Raw genomic sequence first — 17,272 nt, forward strand, 5'->3', positions numbered from 1 at the left:
TCGCCGCGGGCAGACCGGTGTTGGCAGTCGGGCCCTGTGGGGTTGTGGTGCGGTACGGCGATGCTACGGCGCGGTATACCGCCCACGCAACACCGCGCGTCCGGGCGTGTGATGGTGTCGCACCGTGCGCGCCTGTCCGGCTGGTGCGAGGTTGCCCGCTCGGTGCGCTGTTGTTGCGCTGCACGGAGCGTGCAACCTCGCACGGGATGGGCCGCACCGCACGGTGCGACGGGCTGCGCGGGCCGAACGACCCCGCACCGAGTGGCCAGCCCCGCACGGTGTCAGGCCGCGCGCTCGCCGGTCCGTTCGTCGACGGTGATCGGCTCCGTCACCGCCGTGCTGGCGTCGGCGGCGGGGGTCGTGCCGGGGCGGATGAGCTCCGGGCGACGGCGGCCGCCGCGGAACACCCACGCCTTGAACAGCACGAACCGAACGCAGGTCGCGACCAGGTTGGCGGCCGTCAGCACCAGGATCTCGGCACCGTGCGATGCTCCCGGCACGCTGCTGTGGAGCACGACCAGCGACCCCGAGGTGATCGCCCACGCGATGCCGAACACCACCAGTCCCTGCACGTGATGTCGCCCGGCTCCGGCACGCCCCCGCACACCGAACGTGAACCGCCGGTTGAGCGCGGTGTTGCCGATCGCCGTCAGCAGCAGGGCCAGGAAGTCCGCGGTCTGCGCCCCGATCGCCGGACGGAACAGCGCGTACAGCACCGCGAACGCGACGGTCGACAGCACCCCGATGGCGCCGAAGCGCAGCACCTGCCCGAGGAACCCGACGTGCGGTGGCGTGAACGGACGGCGGCCGATGGTCTCGTACACGGCACCCACCGGCACCCGCCCGCTGGCGATGCCCCGCGAGACGCGCCACATGCCCTTCAGATCCTCGGTGGCCGTCGAGGCGATCTGCACCGACGAGTTCACGTCGTCGACCCAGTCCACCGGGACCTCGTGGATGCGCAGCCCCGCGTGCTCGGCCAGGACGAGCATCTCGGTGTCGAAGAACCACGCGTCGTCCTCGCACAGCGGCAGCAACTGGTCGGCCGCCCGTTTCGTGACGGCCTTGAACCCGCACTGCGCGTCCGAGAACGACACCCCCATCGTCGTGCGGAGCAGCAGGTTGTACGAGCGGGAGATGAACTCGCGCTTGCTACCCCGAACCACCCGCGACGAGTCCGCCAACCGCGTGCCGATCGCCAGGTCGGAGTGCCCGGAGAGCAGCGGCGCCACGAGCGGCTCGAGTGCCGCGAGGTCCGTCGACAGGTCCTCGTCGACGTACACGAGCACGGTCGCCGGAGATGCACCCCACACGGCCTTGAGTGCCCGCCCGCGACCCTTCTCGTGCAGGTGGACCGCGTGCACGCCGGGCAGCATGGCGGCCAGGTCGTCGGCGATCCGCGCGGTGTCGTCGGTCGAGGCGTTGTCGGCGATCGTGATCCGCCAAGAGTGGTGCAACGACGTCCGGCAGAACGTGTGCAGGCGTCGCACGTGGGCCGCGAGCGTGTCCTGCTCGTTGTAGCAGGGGACGACGATGTCGATGTCGAGGGTCTGGTTCGTCTCCGTCATGCCGCTCATGCTCGGCAGCGGGCACATGCGGACCGAGGCAGTGCGCTGTGCTCCCGGTAAGAACGGCGTTCGGCGACCGTTCACGTCACGGCCGAACACGACAGGTGTCGCGCGGATACGGTCGACGGACGATGACGACCGAGCGCGACGACGCACACCGATCGGCGGTGCTGCTCCCGGGGGAGCGGCTCGGCCTGGCGCTCGACGAGCGGTGTCCGGAGTTCGAGGAGCTCCTGCTCACGCCTCCGCTGCACGGCATCCGACCGGACGGCCACGACTGGCTGCGACGCCGGTACGCCGAGATCGTCCCGCTCGTGCTCCCCGCCGCGCTGCGTGCCGTCGAGCGCGGTGAACCCGTCGACCGCGAGTGCCTCGCCCAGCTGCGCGCGGTGGCGGCCGCGAGCGCCGAGGACCCCCGCGTCGACGTGTCGGTCGTGCTCCGTGGGGCCCTGCCGGCGATCAGGGTCTTCGCCCTCGTCATGCACACGGCCACCCGCGACCACGCCGTCACGCTCGACCACGCCGGCCGGACGATGCTCGCGATGAGCCGCGCCTCGCTCGTCGCCCACGAACTCGGCTCGTGCTGGGCCGAGGCCTGGGCCGAGCAGCGACGGCGATCGGCGGGCGAGTCCGCGGCGGCGGTCACCACCGGGGAGATCGACCTCGTCGCCCGTGCGCCTGGCCTCGACGAGACCGAGGAGCAGATGCTCGCGCTCGCCGCGCAGGGGCTCTCCAACGACGAGATCGCGAAGGAGACGGCCTACAGCCGCCAGGCCGTCGCGTGGCACCTCGGACGGCTGATGAAGTCGTGGAAGGCGCCGAACCGGACGGCGCTGGTGTCGGTCGCCTTCGTGAAGGGGTGGATCCGTGCACGGCGCGAGGTCCGCGGTGCAGCACGGACCTGGCCCCCGGCGATCGAGCCCGCCGCCGAGCGTCCCGCCACACACGACGACGCCCCCTGAGACCGTGGTCCCCGGGGGCGTCGGTGCGGCGTCGGCGGATCAGCCGCCGTTCACGTGGATGACGTTGTCGATGCGTTCGATGTTGCCGAACGCACCCCAGTTCAGCCAGCCACCGTCACCGTTGTTCGTGATCGAGCCGGGGCCCTTGAACCAGTAGATGACGTAGTTGCCGCCCTTGATGTCGATCGACTGCGCGTCCGCGACGTCGCCGGACACCGTGATGTCCTGGTTCTTGTTGACCACCGCGACGGTGAGGCGGTCGGGGTTGCCCGCGTTCCAGTAGCCGACGTCGAGCGCGGCCTGCACGGCGCCGCCGCGGTCGCTCTGGTCGTTCACGGCGTCCTTGATCGCGTTGACGATCGCGACCGGGTCGAGGTTCACGTTGACGTTGCCGCCGACGGAGGCCGAGGTGCTCGGTGCGGGCTCGGCGGCCTGTGCCGGTGCCGCGACGAACGCCCCGGCGATGACGGCGCCACCGAGTGCGGTGCCGGCGAGGAGCTTGACGGACTTGCGCTTGAACGAGTTCATGATCGTGTTCCCATCTCTGCGGTGGTGACCCGTGTGGGTCGTCCAGCTCGGACAGGACCCAGCCTGCGTCGCCGGGTGCCGGGTTGCACGCGTTCGGCCCGGACGTTGGACGATCGTCTGATGATGCGGACGGTTGCGCCGGGCGCGTGCCATCCTCTGGCGCGGGCCCCATCCGGACGGTTGGGCGCTCGGGTCTTGCGCTTTCCCGGCGAGTTCTGCGGATCAGACGTCGACGTCCGTGACGACTGACCCGCAACGAGCACGCGGGTACCGTCAGGGTTGCAGCAGGATCTGCACGATCGCGATGACCGCGAGGACCGCGATCGGCACGCCCGCGATCCACATCCCTGCGCGGACCTGGGTTCGGCGGATCGTCGGCGGCGCGTGGGAACTCCGGGCGAACTCGGTCGCTGCGACGAGCTCCGGTGCGGCCGCCGGCGGTGCAGGTTCGGGCTGCGGACGATCGTCTTCGAACGCGGGCACTTCGACCACGAGTTCCGACGGGTCCGGGCGCCCCGGCAGCTCGCCGTACTCCTTCGTCATGCGACCAGTATGCGTCGCCGTCGGGGTCGGCGTCCTTCGTGAGCAGCAATGGTCGAGTCGCGCCAGAGGACTCGACCATTTCTGCTCACGAAGCGGGCGAGGCGGACGTCACGAAGCGGGCACAGGCACCACGTCCGGCAGGTCCACCGTGAACGCCGTCCGACCGGGGCCGGAGGCCACCCGCACGCTCCCGCCGTGCGCCGACACCACGGCCTGCACGATCGCCAGCCCGAGGCCGCTCGTCCCCTGTCCCTGCGCACGGGTCCGCGAGGCCTCACCCCGGGTGAACCGGTCGAACAGGGTCGGCAGTGCGTCCGCCGGGATCGGCGGCCCGTCGTTGGCCACGACGAGGCGAGCGGCCGCACCAGCACCGGACGGCCCCATCCGCTGCAACGACACCACCACCGCGGTGCCGGTCGGGGTGTGCGTCCGGGCGTTCGCGAGCAGGTTCGTCACGACGCGGCGCAGCTGCTCCGCGTCGCCCGTCACGGTCAGCGGGTGGTCGTCGACGATCTGCAGGGTCCACCGGTGCCCGGGCGCGGTGGCCCGGGCGTCCATCGTCGCCTCGACCACGATCGAGGTCAGGTCGACGGGTTCGCGCACGATCGGGGACACCGGAGCCCCGGACGCCAGGGCCGTCGCGTCGAGCCGTGCGAGCAGCAGGAGTTCCTCGACGAGGTCGCCCATCCGCACGGCCTCCCGGCCGATCCGGTCGACGTTCCGGTGGATCGCGTCGAGGTCCGACGAGCGCGCGGTCAGCTCGGCGTAGGCCCGGACGGTCGCGATCGGCGTCCGCAGCTCGTGCGAGGCGTCGGCGACGAAGGTCCGCATGCCGGCCTCGGCGTCCCGGCGCACCGTCAGGGCTCGGGCGACGTGCCCGAGCAGCCGATTCAGTGCGGTGCCGACCTGCCCGACCTCGCGGTTCGCGGTGAGGTCGGCGTCGGCGACCCGCACCGGGATGTCGGTGTCGCCGCGTTCGAGGTCGAGGTCGGTCACCCCGGAGGCGACCGCGGCGACGCGTTCGAGCGGTCGGAGGGACCGCCGCACGAGCAGTGCGAGGGCCCACGCTGCGACGACGAGGCCCAGCACCGTGACGATCCCGATGACGAGCAACAGGCGGGCGATGGCGGCGTTCAGGTCGCCGAGGGGGAGTGCGGTGACGAACACGTCGCCGTCGTCCCCGACCGCCTGCACCCGGTAGGTGCCGAGCGAGCCGAGGTCGATCGTCGCCGGGTCGGCGCCGCTGTCGACCGCGGTGAGCGTCTGCCGTTGCGCCGACGACAGCCCGTGCTGGTCGCCGTCGCTGTCGGTGTACCCGCCGAGCACCACGGATCCGTCGCGGACGATCGCGACGACGGTGCCGGCGGACTGCCCGGGTGCCCCGATGAAGGCGTTGTCCGGATCCGGACGGTCCGACGACGATCCCGACGACGACCCGGGCGGCGGGCCGGTGGGTGCGTCCGCGCCGTCCCGGCCACCGACGGTCCGGTTCGCCGCCGTCGACAGCTCCGCGTCGAGGCGGTCGACCAGGTACCCCCGGAACGCGACGACGGTCACCGCTCCGACGACGACGTTCGTCGCGACGAGCAGGAGCGCGACGGCAGCCACGACCCGCCACCGCAACGACGGCACCCGTCCGGCGCGGGTCGGACGGGTGCGGATCGCCTTCGTCGATCGGCTCACGTCGCCGGCCGGAGGACGTACCCAGCCCCGCGCACGGTCTGCAGCATCGGCTCGCGTCCGGCGTCGAGCTTCTTCCGCAGGTACGACACGTACATGTCGACCAGGTTCGACGACGACCCGAAGTCCATGCCCCAGACGCCCGCGAGCAGCTGTTCCCGCGAGAGCACCCGGTTGGCGTTCCGCGCCAGGTGCCGCAGCAGCTCGTACTCGGTCGGTGTGAGCTCGATCGGTTCGCCGGCACGGCTGACGGCGCGGGCGTCCTCGTCGAGGCGGAGGTCACCGACCACCACCTCGGCGCTCCCGCCCACCGCTGCGACCCGAGCGGAGGTCCGTGCGAGGATCCGAGCTCGGACGAGCAGCTCGTCGATGCCGAAGGGCTTCGTCAGGTAGTCGTCCCCGCCGCCGGTGAGTCCGGCGAGCCGGTCCTCGGGGGCGTCGCGCGCGGTGAGGAAGAGCACACGGACGGCGTCGCGGGAGTCGCGGAGCCGCTCGAGCACCTCGAACCCGTCGATGTCCGGCAGCATCACGTCGAGGACGATGACGTCGGGTTGGAACTCCCGCGCGGCGAACAGGACGTCGCGTCCTCGGTGCACCGCCCGCACGGCCCAGCCGTCCCCCTCGAACGCGAGGGCGACGGCGTCGGCCAGGGCGTGCTCGTCGTCGACGACGAGGGCGCGGACGGGGGTGCCGTCGGTGCGCTGCAGCGGTTGGCCGGTCACGTCCGCGAGCCTATCCACCGCGCCCTCGTCGTCGATCACTTGGCGGTGCTCAGGTCGTAGACGGTCTGCCCGCCGACCGTCGTCGACTCGTAGTTCGCCGCGACCCACTCCTGGATCGCCGAGGCGGTGGCCGAACCGCCGCCCATGCCACCGCCACCGGAGCCGGAGGAGACGTAGTACCCGATGTCCCCGTCGGCGACGTACGCCTTGAACTGCGCGAGCGTGGGTGCCGGGTCGCTCGACCAGCCACCGATCGCCATGACGGCGGTGTCGGTGTCGAGTTCGAGCTGCGCGGCCGACTGCGATCCGTTGACGGCGGCCGCCCACTTCGCGTCGGACGCCTCGAGCAGCTTCTGCAGGGCCGACGAGGTCGACGCACCTTCGCCACCACCCCCGGTCTGGAGGCCCGTCCCCGACCCACCCTCGGAGGTCGCGTCGTCCGTGCCGTCCTGGCCACTGCCCGGTGCCGTGCCGGACGTGCCGTCCGGCATCTCCGGCGCCTCGCCGGACGCGCCCTCCGGCGGGGTCCCGCCGGGACCCTGCTGGGAGTCGGACGTGCTGTCGGAGCCGCCGTCGTCGGAGCCGGAGGTCGACCCACCCGGTCCGCCCGTGCCTCCCGGGAAGCCACCGGTGCCGCCGCCCATCCCAACGGAGCTGCTGCCCGCCGGACCGACGCTCGGGATCGAACCGGAGTGCGCGACGGTCGTCGTGGCGAGGGCGTAGGCGGTGGTGCCGGACAGCCCGAACAGGGTGCCGGCGAGGACGCCGACCGTGACCAGCTTGCGGAGCGACGGGACACTGCCGATCACCACGAGCGCTGCGGACAGCAGCCCGCCGGCCAGCATCACCCAGCGGAGCCAGGGCAGCCACGTCGGGTTCTCGTTGAGGAGGCACCAGCCCCAGAAGGCGGTGATGCCGATCATCGCGGCCAGGCCGAGCCGGCCGACGAACCGCGCTCGTGCGTGCCAGAGCAGTGCGCCACCGGTGCCGACGAGCCCGGCGATCGCCGGTGCCAACGCGACCGTGTAGTACGGGTGGATCGTGCCGGACATGTACGAGAACACCAGGCCGGTGACCAGGAGCCAGCCGCCCCACAGGACGAGTCCGGCGCGGGCCGGGTCGGCCAGGTGACGGCGTCCGACGACGACCAGACCGACCACCAGTGCGATGAGCGCTGCGGGCAGGAGCCACGAGATCTCGAGCCCCATCTCGGACGAGAACAGCCGGTTCAGGCCCGTCGAGCCACCGAAGGAGCCACCCGCGGTGCCGCCGGTCATGCCGCCGCCTCCGCCGCCGTTGCCCGATCCGCCGAAGATCCGACCGAGGCCGTTGTAGCCGAACACCAGGTCGAGGACGGTGTTGTTCGTCGAACCGCCGATGTACGGGCGGGATTCGGCCGGCCACAGCCACACGGCGACGACCCACCAGCCGGCCGACACCACGAGGGACCCCGCGGCGATGAGCAGCCCGATGACGCGCTTGCCCCAGGTGGTGCGGGCGGCGAACAGGTAGACGAGGCCGAAGGCCGGCAGGACGAGCAGCCCCTGCAGCATCTTCGTCAGGAACGCGAAGCCGAGGGCGACCCCGGCCAGTGCAATCCACTTCCAGCTGCCTCGCGGCAGCGCCCGCACGGTGCAGTACGCGCCGGCGGTCATCAGGAACACGAGCATCGCGTCCGGGTTGTCGAAGCGGAACATCAGGGCCGCCGCCGGCGTGGCCGCGACGACGAAGCCGGCGAGCAGCGCGCCCACGTTCGCGGTGGTGGTGCCGACGCGGGCGAGGGTGCGGCGGACCGTGCCCCACACCAGTGCGACCGAGCCCACGGCCATGAGCGCCTGCGGGAGCAGCAGGCTGAAGCTCGAGAAGCCGAACAGCCGCGCGGACAACACCATCACCCAGAGCGACGCCGGGGGTTTGTCGACCGTGATGAAGTTCGACGAGTCGAGGGAGCCGAAGAAGAACGCCTCCCACGACTTCGTGCCGGCCTGCACGGCGGCGGCGTAGAAGCTGTTGGCGTACCCCGAGACGCTGAGGTCCCAGAGGTACACCACGGCGGTCACGGCGAGGAGCGCCCAGAACGCCGGCCGGAGCCAGCGGGCGTCCTCGCGCTCGCCGAGGAACAGGCGGGCGAGCGGCTTGCGACGCCGATCCTGCGCGTCGGTCAGCGCGGAGGCCTTTCGATCGGTCACGGGTATCGGGTACGTGGTCATGTCGATGAGCATCGGGGGCGTTCCCCGAGCGCGGCACTGCGCCGGCTGTGCGCGGCCTAAGGAACGTCGGGCGCGGCCGGCGCGGCGCACCGTGCGAGGGGCAGTCTGCCGTGGTGCGAGGTTCCGCACTCGGTGCGAGGCACGCGGGGTCGCACGGGGTGCGGAACCTCGCACCGTTCGGCCGCGCCCCTCGCACCGTGCGAGGTCAGGCGTACCGCTGCGCCGCGTGCAGGGCCGCCCCCGTGTAGGACCCGCCGAACAGGAACACGTGCAGCAGCAGCGGCGCGAGCTGGTGGAGCTCGACGCGCTCCTGCCAGCCGTCGGCCAGCCGTGACTCCCGGTCGTAGGCGGCGAGCACCGTCTCGAGCCGGGGCAGCCCGAACAGCCCGAGCAGTGCCAGGTCGGTCTCGGCGTGCCCGCCGTGCGCGATGGGGTCGATGAGCACGGCGCCGGTCGGTTCGGACGCGTCCGTCGGCCAGAGCACGTTGCCGGCCCACAGGTCGCCGTGCAGCCGTGCAGGACGGTCCCCGACGAGTGCGGGCTGCGGCGACCCGAGCGTGCCGTCCTGCAACCGGTCGGCGACCCGCTCGAACACGGCCGCCTGGGCGTGGTCGAACCCGCCGGCGTCGACGATGCGGCGGACGAAGTCGCGGATCCGGTACTCGGCGAAGAACTCACCCCAGGTGGCCGGTGCGTGCGCGGCGTCGACGAACGGGGTGCGGGAGCGTCCCATCCGGAGCGCGGAGCCCGTCGTCCAGCCGGCGGGCGGTGCGCCCCAGTGGTCGGCGCCGGCGGCGTGGGTGCGCGCGAGGGAGCGTCCGAAGCGCTCGGCCTGTGCGGCGGTGGGGGAGCCGTCGGTGATCAGCTCGAGGTCGAGCACGGTCGGGGCCGGCCGGTCCAACACCCGCGCGATCCTGGTGCCGCCAGCGTCTTCGGCCTCGGCGAGCCAGCCGAGGCCGGCGGCTTCGGCTGCCGCTTCGTCCGGGGTGGTGAAGGTCTTCACGTGCGTCTCGGCCATCGGTCCATCCTGCCGAGGGGTCCTCGTCGTCCGTTCAGCGCACGGTCATCCAGCGAGGAACCGCAGATGTCGTTCCACCCGCCCGGCGAACGTCGGGCAATCGGCGTCACGGAGCGCCCCGGGCAGGCTCTTCCGTGCGCCGCGGGGACGGCTGGACCAGTACCGCGCCTGCTCGCGCACGACGTCGCGCACGATCCACGGCGCCGAGTCGTCGACCAGGCTGAAGAACTCGTCACAGCGGTACACCTCGTACATCGCTGCATCCGTCGCGCGGAGACCACGGTCCTGCGTGAGGAGGACGTGCGCCCTGCAGGCGATCGCGGCGGCGTGCACGTGCCGGTCGTCGGGATCGGTTCCGTGGTACTCGACCGTGGCGTCGAAGTCGTCGACGAGCTCGTCGATCGAGTCGAGGATCGCCGCTCGCAGTCGGGAGACAGCTGACCCGGGGAGGTCGGGGTGCAGTCGACGGAGGGTGTGCGTGGTCTCGGCCAGCACGTCCTCGGTCGTGTGGAGCTGGAACATCCCGTCCGTGTGCAGTCGGAGCAGGCACGTCCAGTCTCGCAACGTTCGGCTGCAGAAGACGTTCGCATCGACGAAGACCCGCTGAAGCATCACATATCAAGCCTAGTGCGATCGGGTGTCAGTCGAAGGCCTCACCGGACTCGAGCAGTTCGCGAGCTGCCGCTGCGCGGGCGACCCGTCGTGTGTCTCGGGCTGCGAGGACGTCCGCGCGCCGGAGCCGGTGGTGGGTCCCGACGGTGTGTGCGGCGATCTCACCTCGGCCGATGGCCTTCATCAAGGTGGGTCGGGAGATCCCGATGACGTCGGCGGCGACGGTCGTCGTCATCTCGTCGGGGAGGATGCTCGTCGAGATGCCAGCCCCGTCGGCCATGCTGCGGACGAGGTTCGCGACGAAGCCCCCGAGTCGCTCCGGGAGCACGACTTCCGTGCCGTCGTCGAGGTGGAGCTCGACGGTCGCGACCTGTCGATCGCCGGCGCGCTCGACGATGTCGACGGCCTCGGCGCGAGCGACCTCGTCGACGCGGAGGGGCCGTGGTGTCGTCGTCTGGCGCATCGGGTCTCCGTCTCGCGTCCGTTGGTGGGCAACTGGCTCAACGGTACCGGGGTTGCACTTGCAAGTGCAACCCGTCAGACCGCGTCGACCAGCGCCCTCGCCAGCGGGTGCCACTCGCGCGACGACGGGCCGCTCAGCACCAGGGTCCGCTCGAGTCGCCGGGCCATCGGCACCATCACGAGGTCCGGCGGCAGCATCACCCGGCCGAGCGTCGGCACGATCGAGACGCCCTCGCCCCGTTCGATCATCCCGAACATGGTGCTCATCTCCCGCACGCGGTGGGCGTACCGGAAGGGGCGTCCGTCGAGCTCGTGCAACTTCTGGATCTGGTACTCGCACCCGCCGCCGCCCGCGACCAGGCCGTCCTCGTGCAGGTCGTCGAGCGTGAGCGCGGGCAGCTCGGCGAGCGGGTGGTCGCGGCGGACGACCGCGGCCATCTCGTCCCGGGCGACGACGACGCCCCCAGTCGGCACCGGCGCGGGGTCGACGAGCACGGCAGCGTCCACCGTGCCGCTCTCGAGCCACTCGGGCATCTCGTCGTCGTCGCCCTCGTAGACCTGCACATCGACGTCGGGCAACGTCACCGCCCACAGCTCGCGGAGCCGCGGCAGCAGGCCCTGGCAGACGGTGGGGACGGCCGCGAGTCGCACGGTGCCGCGCGCCGTGGCGGGCCGGACCACTGCCTCCAGGGCGTCGACCGAGGCGAGCACGCTGCGGGCGTGGGCGAGCAGGCGGTCGCCCAGGGGGGTCGGGACGGCGACCGCGCCGCGCCGGACGACCGGCCCGCCGACCTCCCGCTCGAGCCCGGCGACGGCGTGCGAGACGGCCGACTGGCCGACGCCGAGGACGGAGGCCGCGGACGTGAACGACCCGGCGTCGAGCGTGGCGACGAACGCACGGAGCTGGGGGACCGAGACGGTCATGCGTGCTCCTCATGTCGGCATGAACCCCATGCGTTTGCCGCATGGGCGTTGGTGGTTCGACACTAGGCCACATGAACGCCCTCCTCTACGGTCTCGTCGCCCTCACCTGGGGCTCGAGCTTCCTCTTCGCGAAGATCGGCCTCGACGGACTCGCACCGCAGCAGGTCGCCACCGTGCGGACCGTCCTGGGCGGCGTGACGCTCGTCGTGCTGTTGCTCGCGACCCGTCGGCGCTGGCCGCGGGAGCCCCGCGTGTGGGCGCACCTGGCGGTCGTCGCGTTCTTCCTGAACGCCCTGCCGTCGTCGCTGATGGCGTGGGCCGAGCAGACCGTGCCGTCCGGGCTCGCGAGCATCTACAACGCGACGACCCCGATCATGACGCTGGCGGCGCTCGCGGTGCTCGTGCCCTCCGAACGGCTGCGGGGCCGGCAGGTGGCCGGGATCGTGGTCGGCATCGTCGGGGTGCTGGTGCTCGTCGGTCCGTGGGACCTGCTCGGTGACCCGGCCGTCCTGGCGAGCGTCCCGGGGCAGGTCGCGTTGCTCGGCATGACCGCCTCGTACGGCATCGGGCTCGCCTACCTGCGGCGCGTGGCGGTGGGCAGCGCGTACGACCCGGTCACGATCGCGACGGTGCAGCTCACGCTCGCCTCGGGGATGCTCCTGCTGGTCGCGCCCGCCATCGCCACCGGCCCGGTACAGCTGGACGGGAGGATCGTGGCCGCGATGGTCGCGCTCGGTTGCGTCGGCACAGGGCTGGCCTACGCGTGGAACACGCGCCTGGTCCAGGCGTGGGGCGCCGGTCGGGCGTCGACGGTCACCTACCTGACGCCGGTGGTCGGCGTGGCGCTCGGCGTGCTCGTGCTCGGTGAGCGCGTGCGGTGGAACGAACCGGTCGGTGGACTGGTCGTGCTGCTCGGCATCGCGCTGGCCTCGGGGGTGCTCGGCCGCCGGAGTCTGCGTCGTCCGGCACGCCCCGCCCGTACGCTGGCCGGGTGACCTCCGGCCGGGACCCCAAAGTGGTGCGACTGCTGTTCGCCTCGTCCCACCCCGGCCCGACGGTCACCGTCACGGTGCTCGCCGCCGTCATCGCCGCGGCCGTCGAACACCCCGTGTGGCTCGTGGTCCTGGTCGCGCTGACGGTGGTCGCCGGGCAGCTGTCGATCGGCCTGGCGAACGACTGGATCGACGCCGACCGCGACCGTGCCGTCGGCCGGAGCGACAAGCCCGTCGCCCGCGGACTCATCGCGGTGGAGACGGTCCGCACGGCGGCGTTCGTGACGGCCGCAGTCGCCGTGGTCCTCTCGCTGTTCCTCGGGCCCGTCGCCGCTGTCGCGCACCTGGTGCTCGTCGCCGCCGGGTGGGCCTACGACGCCGGGCTGAAGCGCACCGTGTGGTCGGTCGTGCCGTTCGTCGTCGCGTTCGGGCTGCTGCCCGTGGTCGCGGTGTCCGCCGGTCCCGAGCAGCTGTGGCCGGCGTGGTGGGCGATCGCCACCGGCGCGGTGTTCGGCGTCGCGATCCACTGCACGAACGTCCTGCCCGACCTGGTCGACGACGCCGCCACCGGGGTCCGCGGGTTCCCGCACCGCCTCGGGCTCCGGGGAGCCGGGATCGTCGCGTTCGGGTCGCTCGTCGTCGCGGCCGGCCTGGTGCTCGGCGGACAGGTGCTCGGTGACGACCCGGTCCGCGGCGGCGGGGTCGTACTGGCCGTGGTCGGAGCGGTCGTCGTGCTGGCGCTCGCCGTGGTGGGGGTCCGGCTGGTGCTGGCGGGACGGGCATCGCGCACCCTGTTCCGGCTCGTCATCGCGTCGTCCCTGGTGCTCGTCGTCGAGCTCGGGTTCGCCGGGGCGCGACTCGTCGCCTGACGCGAGCCAGCCGCGCGCCGACGCGAGCCGTCAGGCCCAGCGCATGGCGTAGAGCCGGGCCAGGCCGTGCGCGGTCGGCAGCGACAGGACCGTCCGGAGCAGCGCCTCCCGTCCGGTGGTCGAGACGGCACCGAGCGGACGACCGAGGCCCATGTTCGCCTCGGCCTGCCGGGCCGCACGTCGGGCGGCAGCCTGGCGGCGGGCGGCGTAGCCGGGCCACGGTCCGGCCACGCCGGTCCGGACCGCACCGGCGAGCAACGGCGCGAGCTCGGCCGCGTCGAGCCAGCCGAGGTTCATGCCCTGCCCGCCGATCGGGCTGATCTCGTGGGCGGCATCGCCGACGAGCACGACCCGGCCGACCCCGACGCGGTCGGCGACGCGGCGCCGCACTCGGAAGCCGCTGAGCATCGTGCAGGAGGACGGATCCGGGACGACGCCGGTGCGTGCGGCGACGATCGCGGCCAGTCGTGCCGCCGTCTCCGGGTCGGGGGTCGCGCCGCTCGGGGCGAACGCCAGCGAGTCCGGTACGAGGGCGACGTACCGGCGCCGACCGTGCGGCAGGGGGAAGGACTCGACGACGCCTCCGGGGCCGACGTCCACCAGGGCCGCGGTCCGGGCGTCGGCGCCCTCGGGGTCGGCGAAGTCGCCCATCACGTAGCGGTCGGGGTAGTCGCGTCCGGTGGTGCCGATGCCGAGCAGATCACGGACGACGCTCCGTGCGCCGTCGGCCCCGACCACGAAGGCGGCGCGCACGGCGACCACATCGCCGTCCGGGCCGGTGCCGACCGCGTCGACGTGGTCACGGTGCCGGGACAGGGCGGTCACCGTCGTCCCGGTGCGCAGCGCTGCCCCATCGGCAGCGGCCAGCCGGTCCCGCAGCAGGGACTCGGTGCGGTGCTGGTCGAGCGTCGCGACGTACGGGTGGGTGTCCGAGGCGCGGTCGAAGGTCAGCGTGCCGAGCGTCCGCCCGCGGCTCCGCGCGACGCCGGTGCGCACGAGGGTGGCCTCGGCGAGCACCGGGACGTCGAGCCCGATCGCGGCGAAGGCATCGAGGGACGGCGGGTGGATGCCGATGGCGCGCGACCCCTCGGGTGGACCGGGGCGACGCTCCCACACCTGCACGGCGATGCCCCGCGCGGCCAGCAGCGCGGCGAGGAAGAGGCCGACGGGACCACCGCCGACGACGAGGACGTCGGTGCGCTCCGTGGTCACGGGCCGAGCCTACGGTCGGGCGGTCGAGCCGCGCACAGCTGCACTGCTCGTGCGCAGCCGGCGACGGAGCCGCTCCACGGGGACCTCGACCGCGTAGGCGGCACCGATCGACACGAGCAGCACGATGCCGACCAGACCGACCGTGCCCCACGCGCCGATCGCGAACGTGCCGAGCAGCGCGATGACGAGCGGGTGCCACAGGTAGGCCGAGTACGACACCCGTCGTCCGAACCACGCCACCGGGGTCCAGCTCAGCGCGGTGGCGACGGGCGAGCGCACCGACACCAGGCCACCGATGAGCACCGCCGAGATCACCCCGGTGACCGGCAGGACGACGCCGAAGGTCCAGGCGTGCTGGGTCCAGTCGTCGTCGATCCAGAGCAGCACACCCGCCAGGAGCCCGAGGCCGGTCCAGGTCGCGACGTGTCCGGCGACCCCGGCTGCCCGGACGCGTACCCGTTCGTCGTCGAGCAGCAGCGCGAGCGCGCACCCGATCGCGAGCGGCACGACGCCGAGCACCGGCGAGAAGTACACGTCCGGTGTGGCACCGCCGCTGGGGGTCCGGTAGCTCGCCCACGACGCCGCCGACGCTCCGACGACCAGGACGCCGAGGCCCGTCAGCAGCCAACGTCGTCGGGCCCGCAGCGCCGCGAGCAGCACGAGCACCGGTGGCCAGACCAGGTAGAACTGCTCCTCCATGGACAGGCTCCACGTGTGCGCGAACACACCCTGCGTGGTGTCCCAGAACGCGCGGAAGAGGTTGCCGGTGTAGGTCAGGGCGATGACACCGGCCTCGCCCGCCGAGAACGACGCGCCCTTGTAGTCACCGACCCAGTTCCACAGCAGCAGACCCACCGCGACGAACACGAGCAGCGCGGGGTAGAGCCGGAGCAGGCGCTTGAGCCAGAACGAGCCGAGCCGGACACGACCGGTTCGTCGGCGTTCACCGAGCAGCAGCGTGGTGATGAGGAAGCCGGACAGTACGAAGAACACCGTCACGCCGATGAAGCCGCCCTCGAACTGCGGGACGTGCAGGTGGTACAGGACGACGGCGAGGATCGCGAGGGTCCGGAGTCCGTCGAGGGCCGGTGCACGGTGGGTGAGCGGGGGCGGTGGCGTCCGGCCCGTCGGGTCGCCGTCGGTCCGGCCCCGCGCGGTCGTCGCGTGGCCGGGCGCGGTCGTCGTGCGGACCAGCTCGGGCGACAGCACGTCGGTCGTCACGGGCACCTCCTGCGCGATCGCGAGGCCACGGCAGCGGGACGCGTCGTGACCGGATCGTCACATGATGCGCGCGGCAGGTAAGAGCCGTCTCAACGCCCGGGGTGCACCAGCGTCGCCAGGGCGTCGAGTCGTTCGTGCACGATCGCAGCGAAGGGGCGGTCCTCACCCGGAGCGATCCACTGGGCGAAGGACAGGTGGAACACCGTCACGGCGGTCTCGGCGGCCATCGTCGCCGCCGGTTCGGGGACGCCGCGCTCGCGCATGACCTCGCCCAGGCGTGCCTTCAGGGTGGCGAGCTTGCCGAGCTCCCGTTCGCCGAGCGCCGCGTTCGCGTCGATGATCGTCTGCCGTGCCCGCGACCACGACCGGCGGTCCTCGGGGAAGAACCCGGCGGCGGCGTCGAGGGCGCGTCCGACCAGGTCGAATGGCGCCGCGTCGGCCGGGGCGGCCGTGATCGGGTCGACGAACATCGCGAGGAAGTCGTCCTGGCCGGCGAACAGGACCTCGCGCTTGTCCGCGAAGTGCCGGAAGAAGGTGCGCTCGGTGACCTGGGCCTCGGCGGCGATCCGCGCGACCGTGGTGCCGTCGTAGCCCTCGGACGCGAAGAGCTGCAGCGCGACCGCCTGCAGTCGTTCCCTCGTTCCGGGTTGCCATCGAGCCATGCACAGAGTCTACTGAACAGGACACCTTGATGACAGCGGCTGACATCGAGTGCTACGGTGATGTCAGTTCATGACATCACCGCCGTGGACACCTGCGAAAGGACCACTCATGCACGTGTTCGTCACCGGGGCCTCCGGCTGGATCGGCTCCCACACCGTCGACGACCTGCTCGCCGCCGGACACACCGTCACCGGGCTCGCGCGTTCCGACGCGTCGGCCACCGCGCTCGAGGCGAAGGGCGTCGCCGTCCTTCGCGGTGACCTCGACGACCTCGACGTCATCCGCCGGGGCGCTTCCGAGGCCGAGGGCGTCCTGCACCTCGCCAACAAGCACGACTGGGCGAACGCTGCCGCCACGAACGCCAGCGAGCGGGCCGCCGTCGAGACCATCGGTGCAGCGCTCGTCGGCACCGACCGCCCGTTCGTCCTCGCGTCGGGCGTCGCCGGGCTCGCCCAAGGCCGCCCCTCGACCGAAGCGGACGCCAACCCGTTCGTCGGCCCGGACAGCATGCGCGGCGGCAGCGAGAACCGCGGCTTCGACTTCGTCGGCCAGGGGGTACGCACGATCGCTGCCCGGTTCAGCCCCACCACGCACGGCACCGGTGACCACGGCTTCATCGCCGCGATCGTCGGCGCCGCTCAGGAGCGAGGCGAGTCGGGCTACGTGGGCGAGGGCACGAACAGCTGGTCCGCCGTGCACGTCACCGACGCCGCCCGGCTCGTCCGCCTCGGTCTGGAGCAGGCGCCGGCCGGCACTCGGATGCACGCCGTCGCCGAGACCGCGATCCCGACCCGGGCGATCGCCGAGGCCATCGGCGAGGTCCTCGGGCTGCCGGTGACCTCGATCGACCCGGCGGACGCGGACGCGCACTTCGGGTTCATCGGCCGGTTCTTCGGCATGGAGATGTCCGCCACGTCCGACGCCACCCGCGAGCTCCTCGGGTGGGAGCCCACCGGCCCTGGGCTGCTCGAGGACATCGCCGCTGGCGCCTACTCCGGCGTGCGGGTCGCCTAGGCGGCGCGGAGCACCCGCGGATGGTGAGCAGAAATGGTCGGGTTCAGTCACCGGACCCGACCATTTCTACTC

General features: G+C 72.6%; 17 protein-coding genes. 4 read left to right on the forward strand and 13 right to left on the reverse strand.

Annotation, left to right across the window (positions count from 1 at the left end; all coding sequences use genetic code 11):
• Positions 1 to 281: 281 nt before the first annotated feature.
• The gene (locus EDF53_RS00670; RefSeq protein WP_260215144.1) at positions 282 to 1,568 is read right to left on the reverse strand and encodes a bifunctional glycosyltransferase family 2/GtrA family protein; all 1,287 of its coding nucleotides are present in this window, start codon (positions 1,566 to 1,568) and stop codon (positions 282 to 284) included.
• A gap of 131 nt (positions 1,569 to 1,699) precedes the next feature.
• On the opposite strand from EDF53_RS00670, the gene EDF53_RS00675 reads away from it, so the two are divergent.
• Positions 1,700 to 2,530, forward strand: a complete 831-nt coding sequence (locus EDF53_RS00675) for a helix-turn-helix transcriptional regulator (protein ID WP_123291790.1) — start codon at positions 1,700 to 1,702, stop codon at positions 2,528 to 2,530.
• A gap of 39 nt (positions 2,531 to 2,569) precedes the next feature.
• Here the strand turns inward: EDF53_RS00675 and EDF53_RS00680 are convergent, their stop codons facing one another.
• From EDF53_RS00680 to EDF53_RS00720, 9 genes are all read right to left on the reverse strand, one after another.
• Entirely contained in the window at positions 2,570 to 3,058 is a 489-nt protein-coding gene (locus EDF53_RS00680; protein ID WP_111084734.1) for a hypothetical protein, read from the reverse strand.
• 273 nt (positions 3,059 to 3,331) lie between these two features.
• Positions 3,332 to 3,601, reverse strand: a complete 270-nt coding sequence (locus tag EDF53_RS00685; RefSeq protein ID WP_123291791.1) for a hypothetical protein — start codon at positions 3,599 to 3,601, stop codon at positions 3,332 to 3,334.
• Between the two features lie 108 nt (positions 3,602 to 3,709).
• Entirely contained in the window at positions 3,710 to 5,284 is a 1,575-nt protein-coding gene (locus EDF53_RS00690; protein WP_185020885.1) for a cell wall metabolism sensor histidine kinase WalK, read from the reverse strand.
• Positions 5,281 to 6,003 carry a response regulator transcription factor gene (locus EDF53_RS00695; protein ID WP_123292287.1) on the reverse strand — a complete coding sequence of 241 codons (723 nt, stop codon included), beginning with the start codon at positions 6,001 to 6,003 and terminating at the stop codon, positions 5,281 to 5,283. Before EDF53_RS00695 ends, EDF53_RS00690 begins: the two co-directional genes overlap by 4 nt.
• A 35-nt stretch (positions 6,004 to 6,038) precedes the next feature.
• Positions 6,039 to 8,192 carry a glycosyltransferase family 39 protein gene (locus EDF53_RS00700; RefSeq protein ID WP_260215145.1) on the reverse strand — a complete coding sequence of 718 codons (2,154 nt, stop codon included), beginning with the start codon at positions 8,190 to 8,192 and terminating at the stop codon, positions 6,039 to 6,041.
• Between the two features lie 226 nt (positions 8,193 to 8,418).
• Positions 8,419 to 9,231 carry a fructosamine kinase family protein gene (locus tag EDF53_RS00705; RefSeq protein ID WP_123291792.1) on the reverse strand — a complete coding sequence of 271 codons (813 nt, stop codon included), beginning with the start codon at positions 9,229 to 9,231 and terminating at the stop codon, positions 8,419 to 8,421.
• Positions 9,232 to 9,276: 45 nt separating this feature from the next.
• Complete coding sequence (locus EDF53_RS00710; RefSeq protein WP_123291793.1) at positions 9,277 to 9,843, reverse strand: putative toxin-antitoxin system toxin component, PIN family; 567 nt, start codon at positions 9,841 to 9,843, stop codon at positions 9,277 to 9,279.
• Positions 9,844 to 9,871: 28 nt separating this feature from the next.
• Entirely contained in the window at positions 9,872 to 10,306 is a 435-nt protein-coding gene (locus tag EDF53_RS00715; RefSeq protein ID WP_123291794.1) for an excisionase family DNA-binding protein, read from the reverse strand.
• 74 nt (positions 10,307 to 10,380) lie between these two features.
• A complete protein-coding gene (locus tag EDF53_RS00720) occupies positions 10,381 to 11,229 on the reverse strand; it encodes a LysR family transcriptional regulator (RefSeq protein ID WP_123291795.1) in 849 nt (282 codons plus the stop codon).
• A gap of 71 nt (positions 11,230 to 11,300) precedes the next feature.
• On the opposite strand from EDF53_RS00720, the gene EDF53_RS00725 reads away from it, so the two are divergent.
• Both EDF53_RS00725 and EDF53_RS00730 read left to right on the forward strand, forming a co-directional pair.
• The gene (locus EDF53_RS00725; RefSeq protein WP_111084731.1) at positions 11,301 to 12,224 is read left to right on the forward strand and encodes a DMT family transporter; all 924 of its coding nucleotides are present in this window, start codon (positions 11,301 to 11,303) and stop codon (positions 12,222 to 12,224) included.
• Positions 12,221 to 13,090 carry a UbiA family prenyltransferase gene (locus tag EDF53_RS00730; protein ID WP_123291796.1) on the forward strand — a complete coding sequence of 290 codons (870 nt, stop codon included), beginning with the start codon at positions 12,221 to 12,223 and terminating at the stop codon, positions 13,088 to 13,090. The genes EDF53_RS00725 and EDF53_RS00730 overlap by 4 nt, the downstream gene beginning before the upstream one ends.
• A 30-nt stretch (positions 13,091 to 13,120) precedes the next feature.
• Here EDF53_RS00730 and EDF53_RS00735 read toward each other — a convergent pair whose 3' ends face one another.
• The 3 genes from EDF53_RS00735 to EDF53_RS00745 all read right to left on the reverse strand — a co-directional run bounded on the left by EDF53_RS00735 (position 13,121) and on the right by EDF53_RS00745 (position 16,185).
• On the reverse strand, positions 13,121 to 14,302 hold the full coding sequence (locus EDF53_RS00735; protein ID WP_123291797.1) for an NAD(P)/FAD-dependent oxidoreductase: 1,182 nt from the start codon (positions 14,300 to 14,302) through the stop codon (positions 13,121 to 13,123).
• 9 nt (positions 14,303 to 14,311) lie between these two features.
• On the reverse strand, positions 14,312 to 15,523 hold the full coding sequence (locus EDF53_RS00740; RefSeq protein ID WP_185020887.1) for an acyltransferase: 1,212 nt from the start codon (positions 15,521 to 15,523) through the stop codon (positions 14,312 to 14,314).
• 89 nt (positions 15,524 to 15,612) lie between these two features.
• Entirely contained in the window at positions 15,613 to 16,185 is a 573-nt protein-coding gene (locus tag EDF53_RS00745) for a TetR/AcrR family transcriptional regulator (protein WP_123291799.1), read from the reverse strand.
• Between the two features lie 109 nt (positions 16,186 to 16,294).
• On the opposite strand from EDF53_RS00745, the gene EDF53_RS00750 reads away from it, so the two are divergent.
• Positions 16,295 to 17,200, forward strand: coding sequence for an SDR family oxidoreductase (locus EDF53_RS00750; protein WP_123291800.1), 906 nt, complete (start codon positions 16,295 to 16,297; stop codon positions 17,198 to 17,200).
• The last annotated feature ends 72 nt before the right edge of the window (positions 17,201 to 17,272 follow it).

The organism is Curtobacterium sp. PhB78 (assembly GCF_003751685.1).
GTDB lineage: Bacteria > Actinomycetota > Actinomycetes > Actinomycetales > Microbacteriaceae > Curtobacterium.

Coding starts and splice junctions, on each gene's coding strand:
- EDF53_RS00670 (WP_260215144.1), bottom strand. CDS start 1,568: ATGACGGAGACGAACCAGACCCTCGACATCGACATCGTCGTCCCCTGC.
- EDF53_RS00675 (WP_123291790.1), top strand. CDS start 1,700: ATGACGACCGAGCGCGACGACGCACACCGATCGGCGGTGCTGCTCCCG.
- EDF53_RS00680 (WP_111084734.1), bottom strand. CDS start 3,058: ATGAACTCGTTCAAGCGCAAGTCCGTCAAGCTCCTCGCCGGCACCGCA.
- EDF53_RS00685 (WP_123291791.1), bottom strand. CDS start 3,601: ATGACGAAGGAGTACGGCGAGCTGCCGGGGCGCCCGGACCCGTCGGAA.
- EDF53_RS00705 (WP_123291792.1), bottom strand. CDS start 9,231: ATGGCCGAGACGCACGTGAAGACCTTCACCACCCCGGACGAAGCGGCA.
- EDF53_RS00710 (WP_123291793.1), bottom strand. CDS start 9,843: ATGCTTCAGCGGGTCTTCGTCGATGCGAACGTCTTCTGCAGCCGAACG.
- EDF53_RS00715 (WP_123291794.1), bottom strand. CDS start 10,306: ATGCGCCAGACGACGACACCACGGCCCCTCCGCGTCGACGAGGTCGCT.
- EDF53_RS00720 (WP_123291795.1), bottom strand. CDS start 11,229: ATGACCGTCTCGGTCCCCCAGCTCCGTGCGTTCGTCGCCACGCTCGAC.
- EDF53_RS00725 (WP_111084731.1), top strand. CDS start 11,301: ATGAACGCCCTCCTCTACGGTCTCGTCGCCCTCACCTGGGGCTCGAGC.
- EDF53_RS00745 (WP_123291799.1), bottom strand. CDS start 16,185: ATGGCTCGATGGCAACCCGGAACGAGGGAACGACTGCAGGCGGTCGCG.
- EDF53_RS00750 (WP_123291800.1), top strand. CDS start 16,295: ATGCACGTGTTCGTCACCGGGGCCTCCGGCTGGATCGGCTCCCACACC.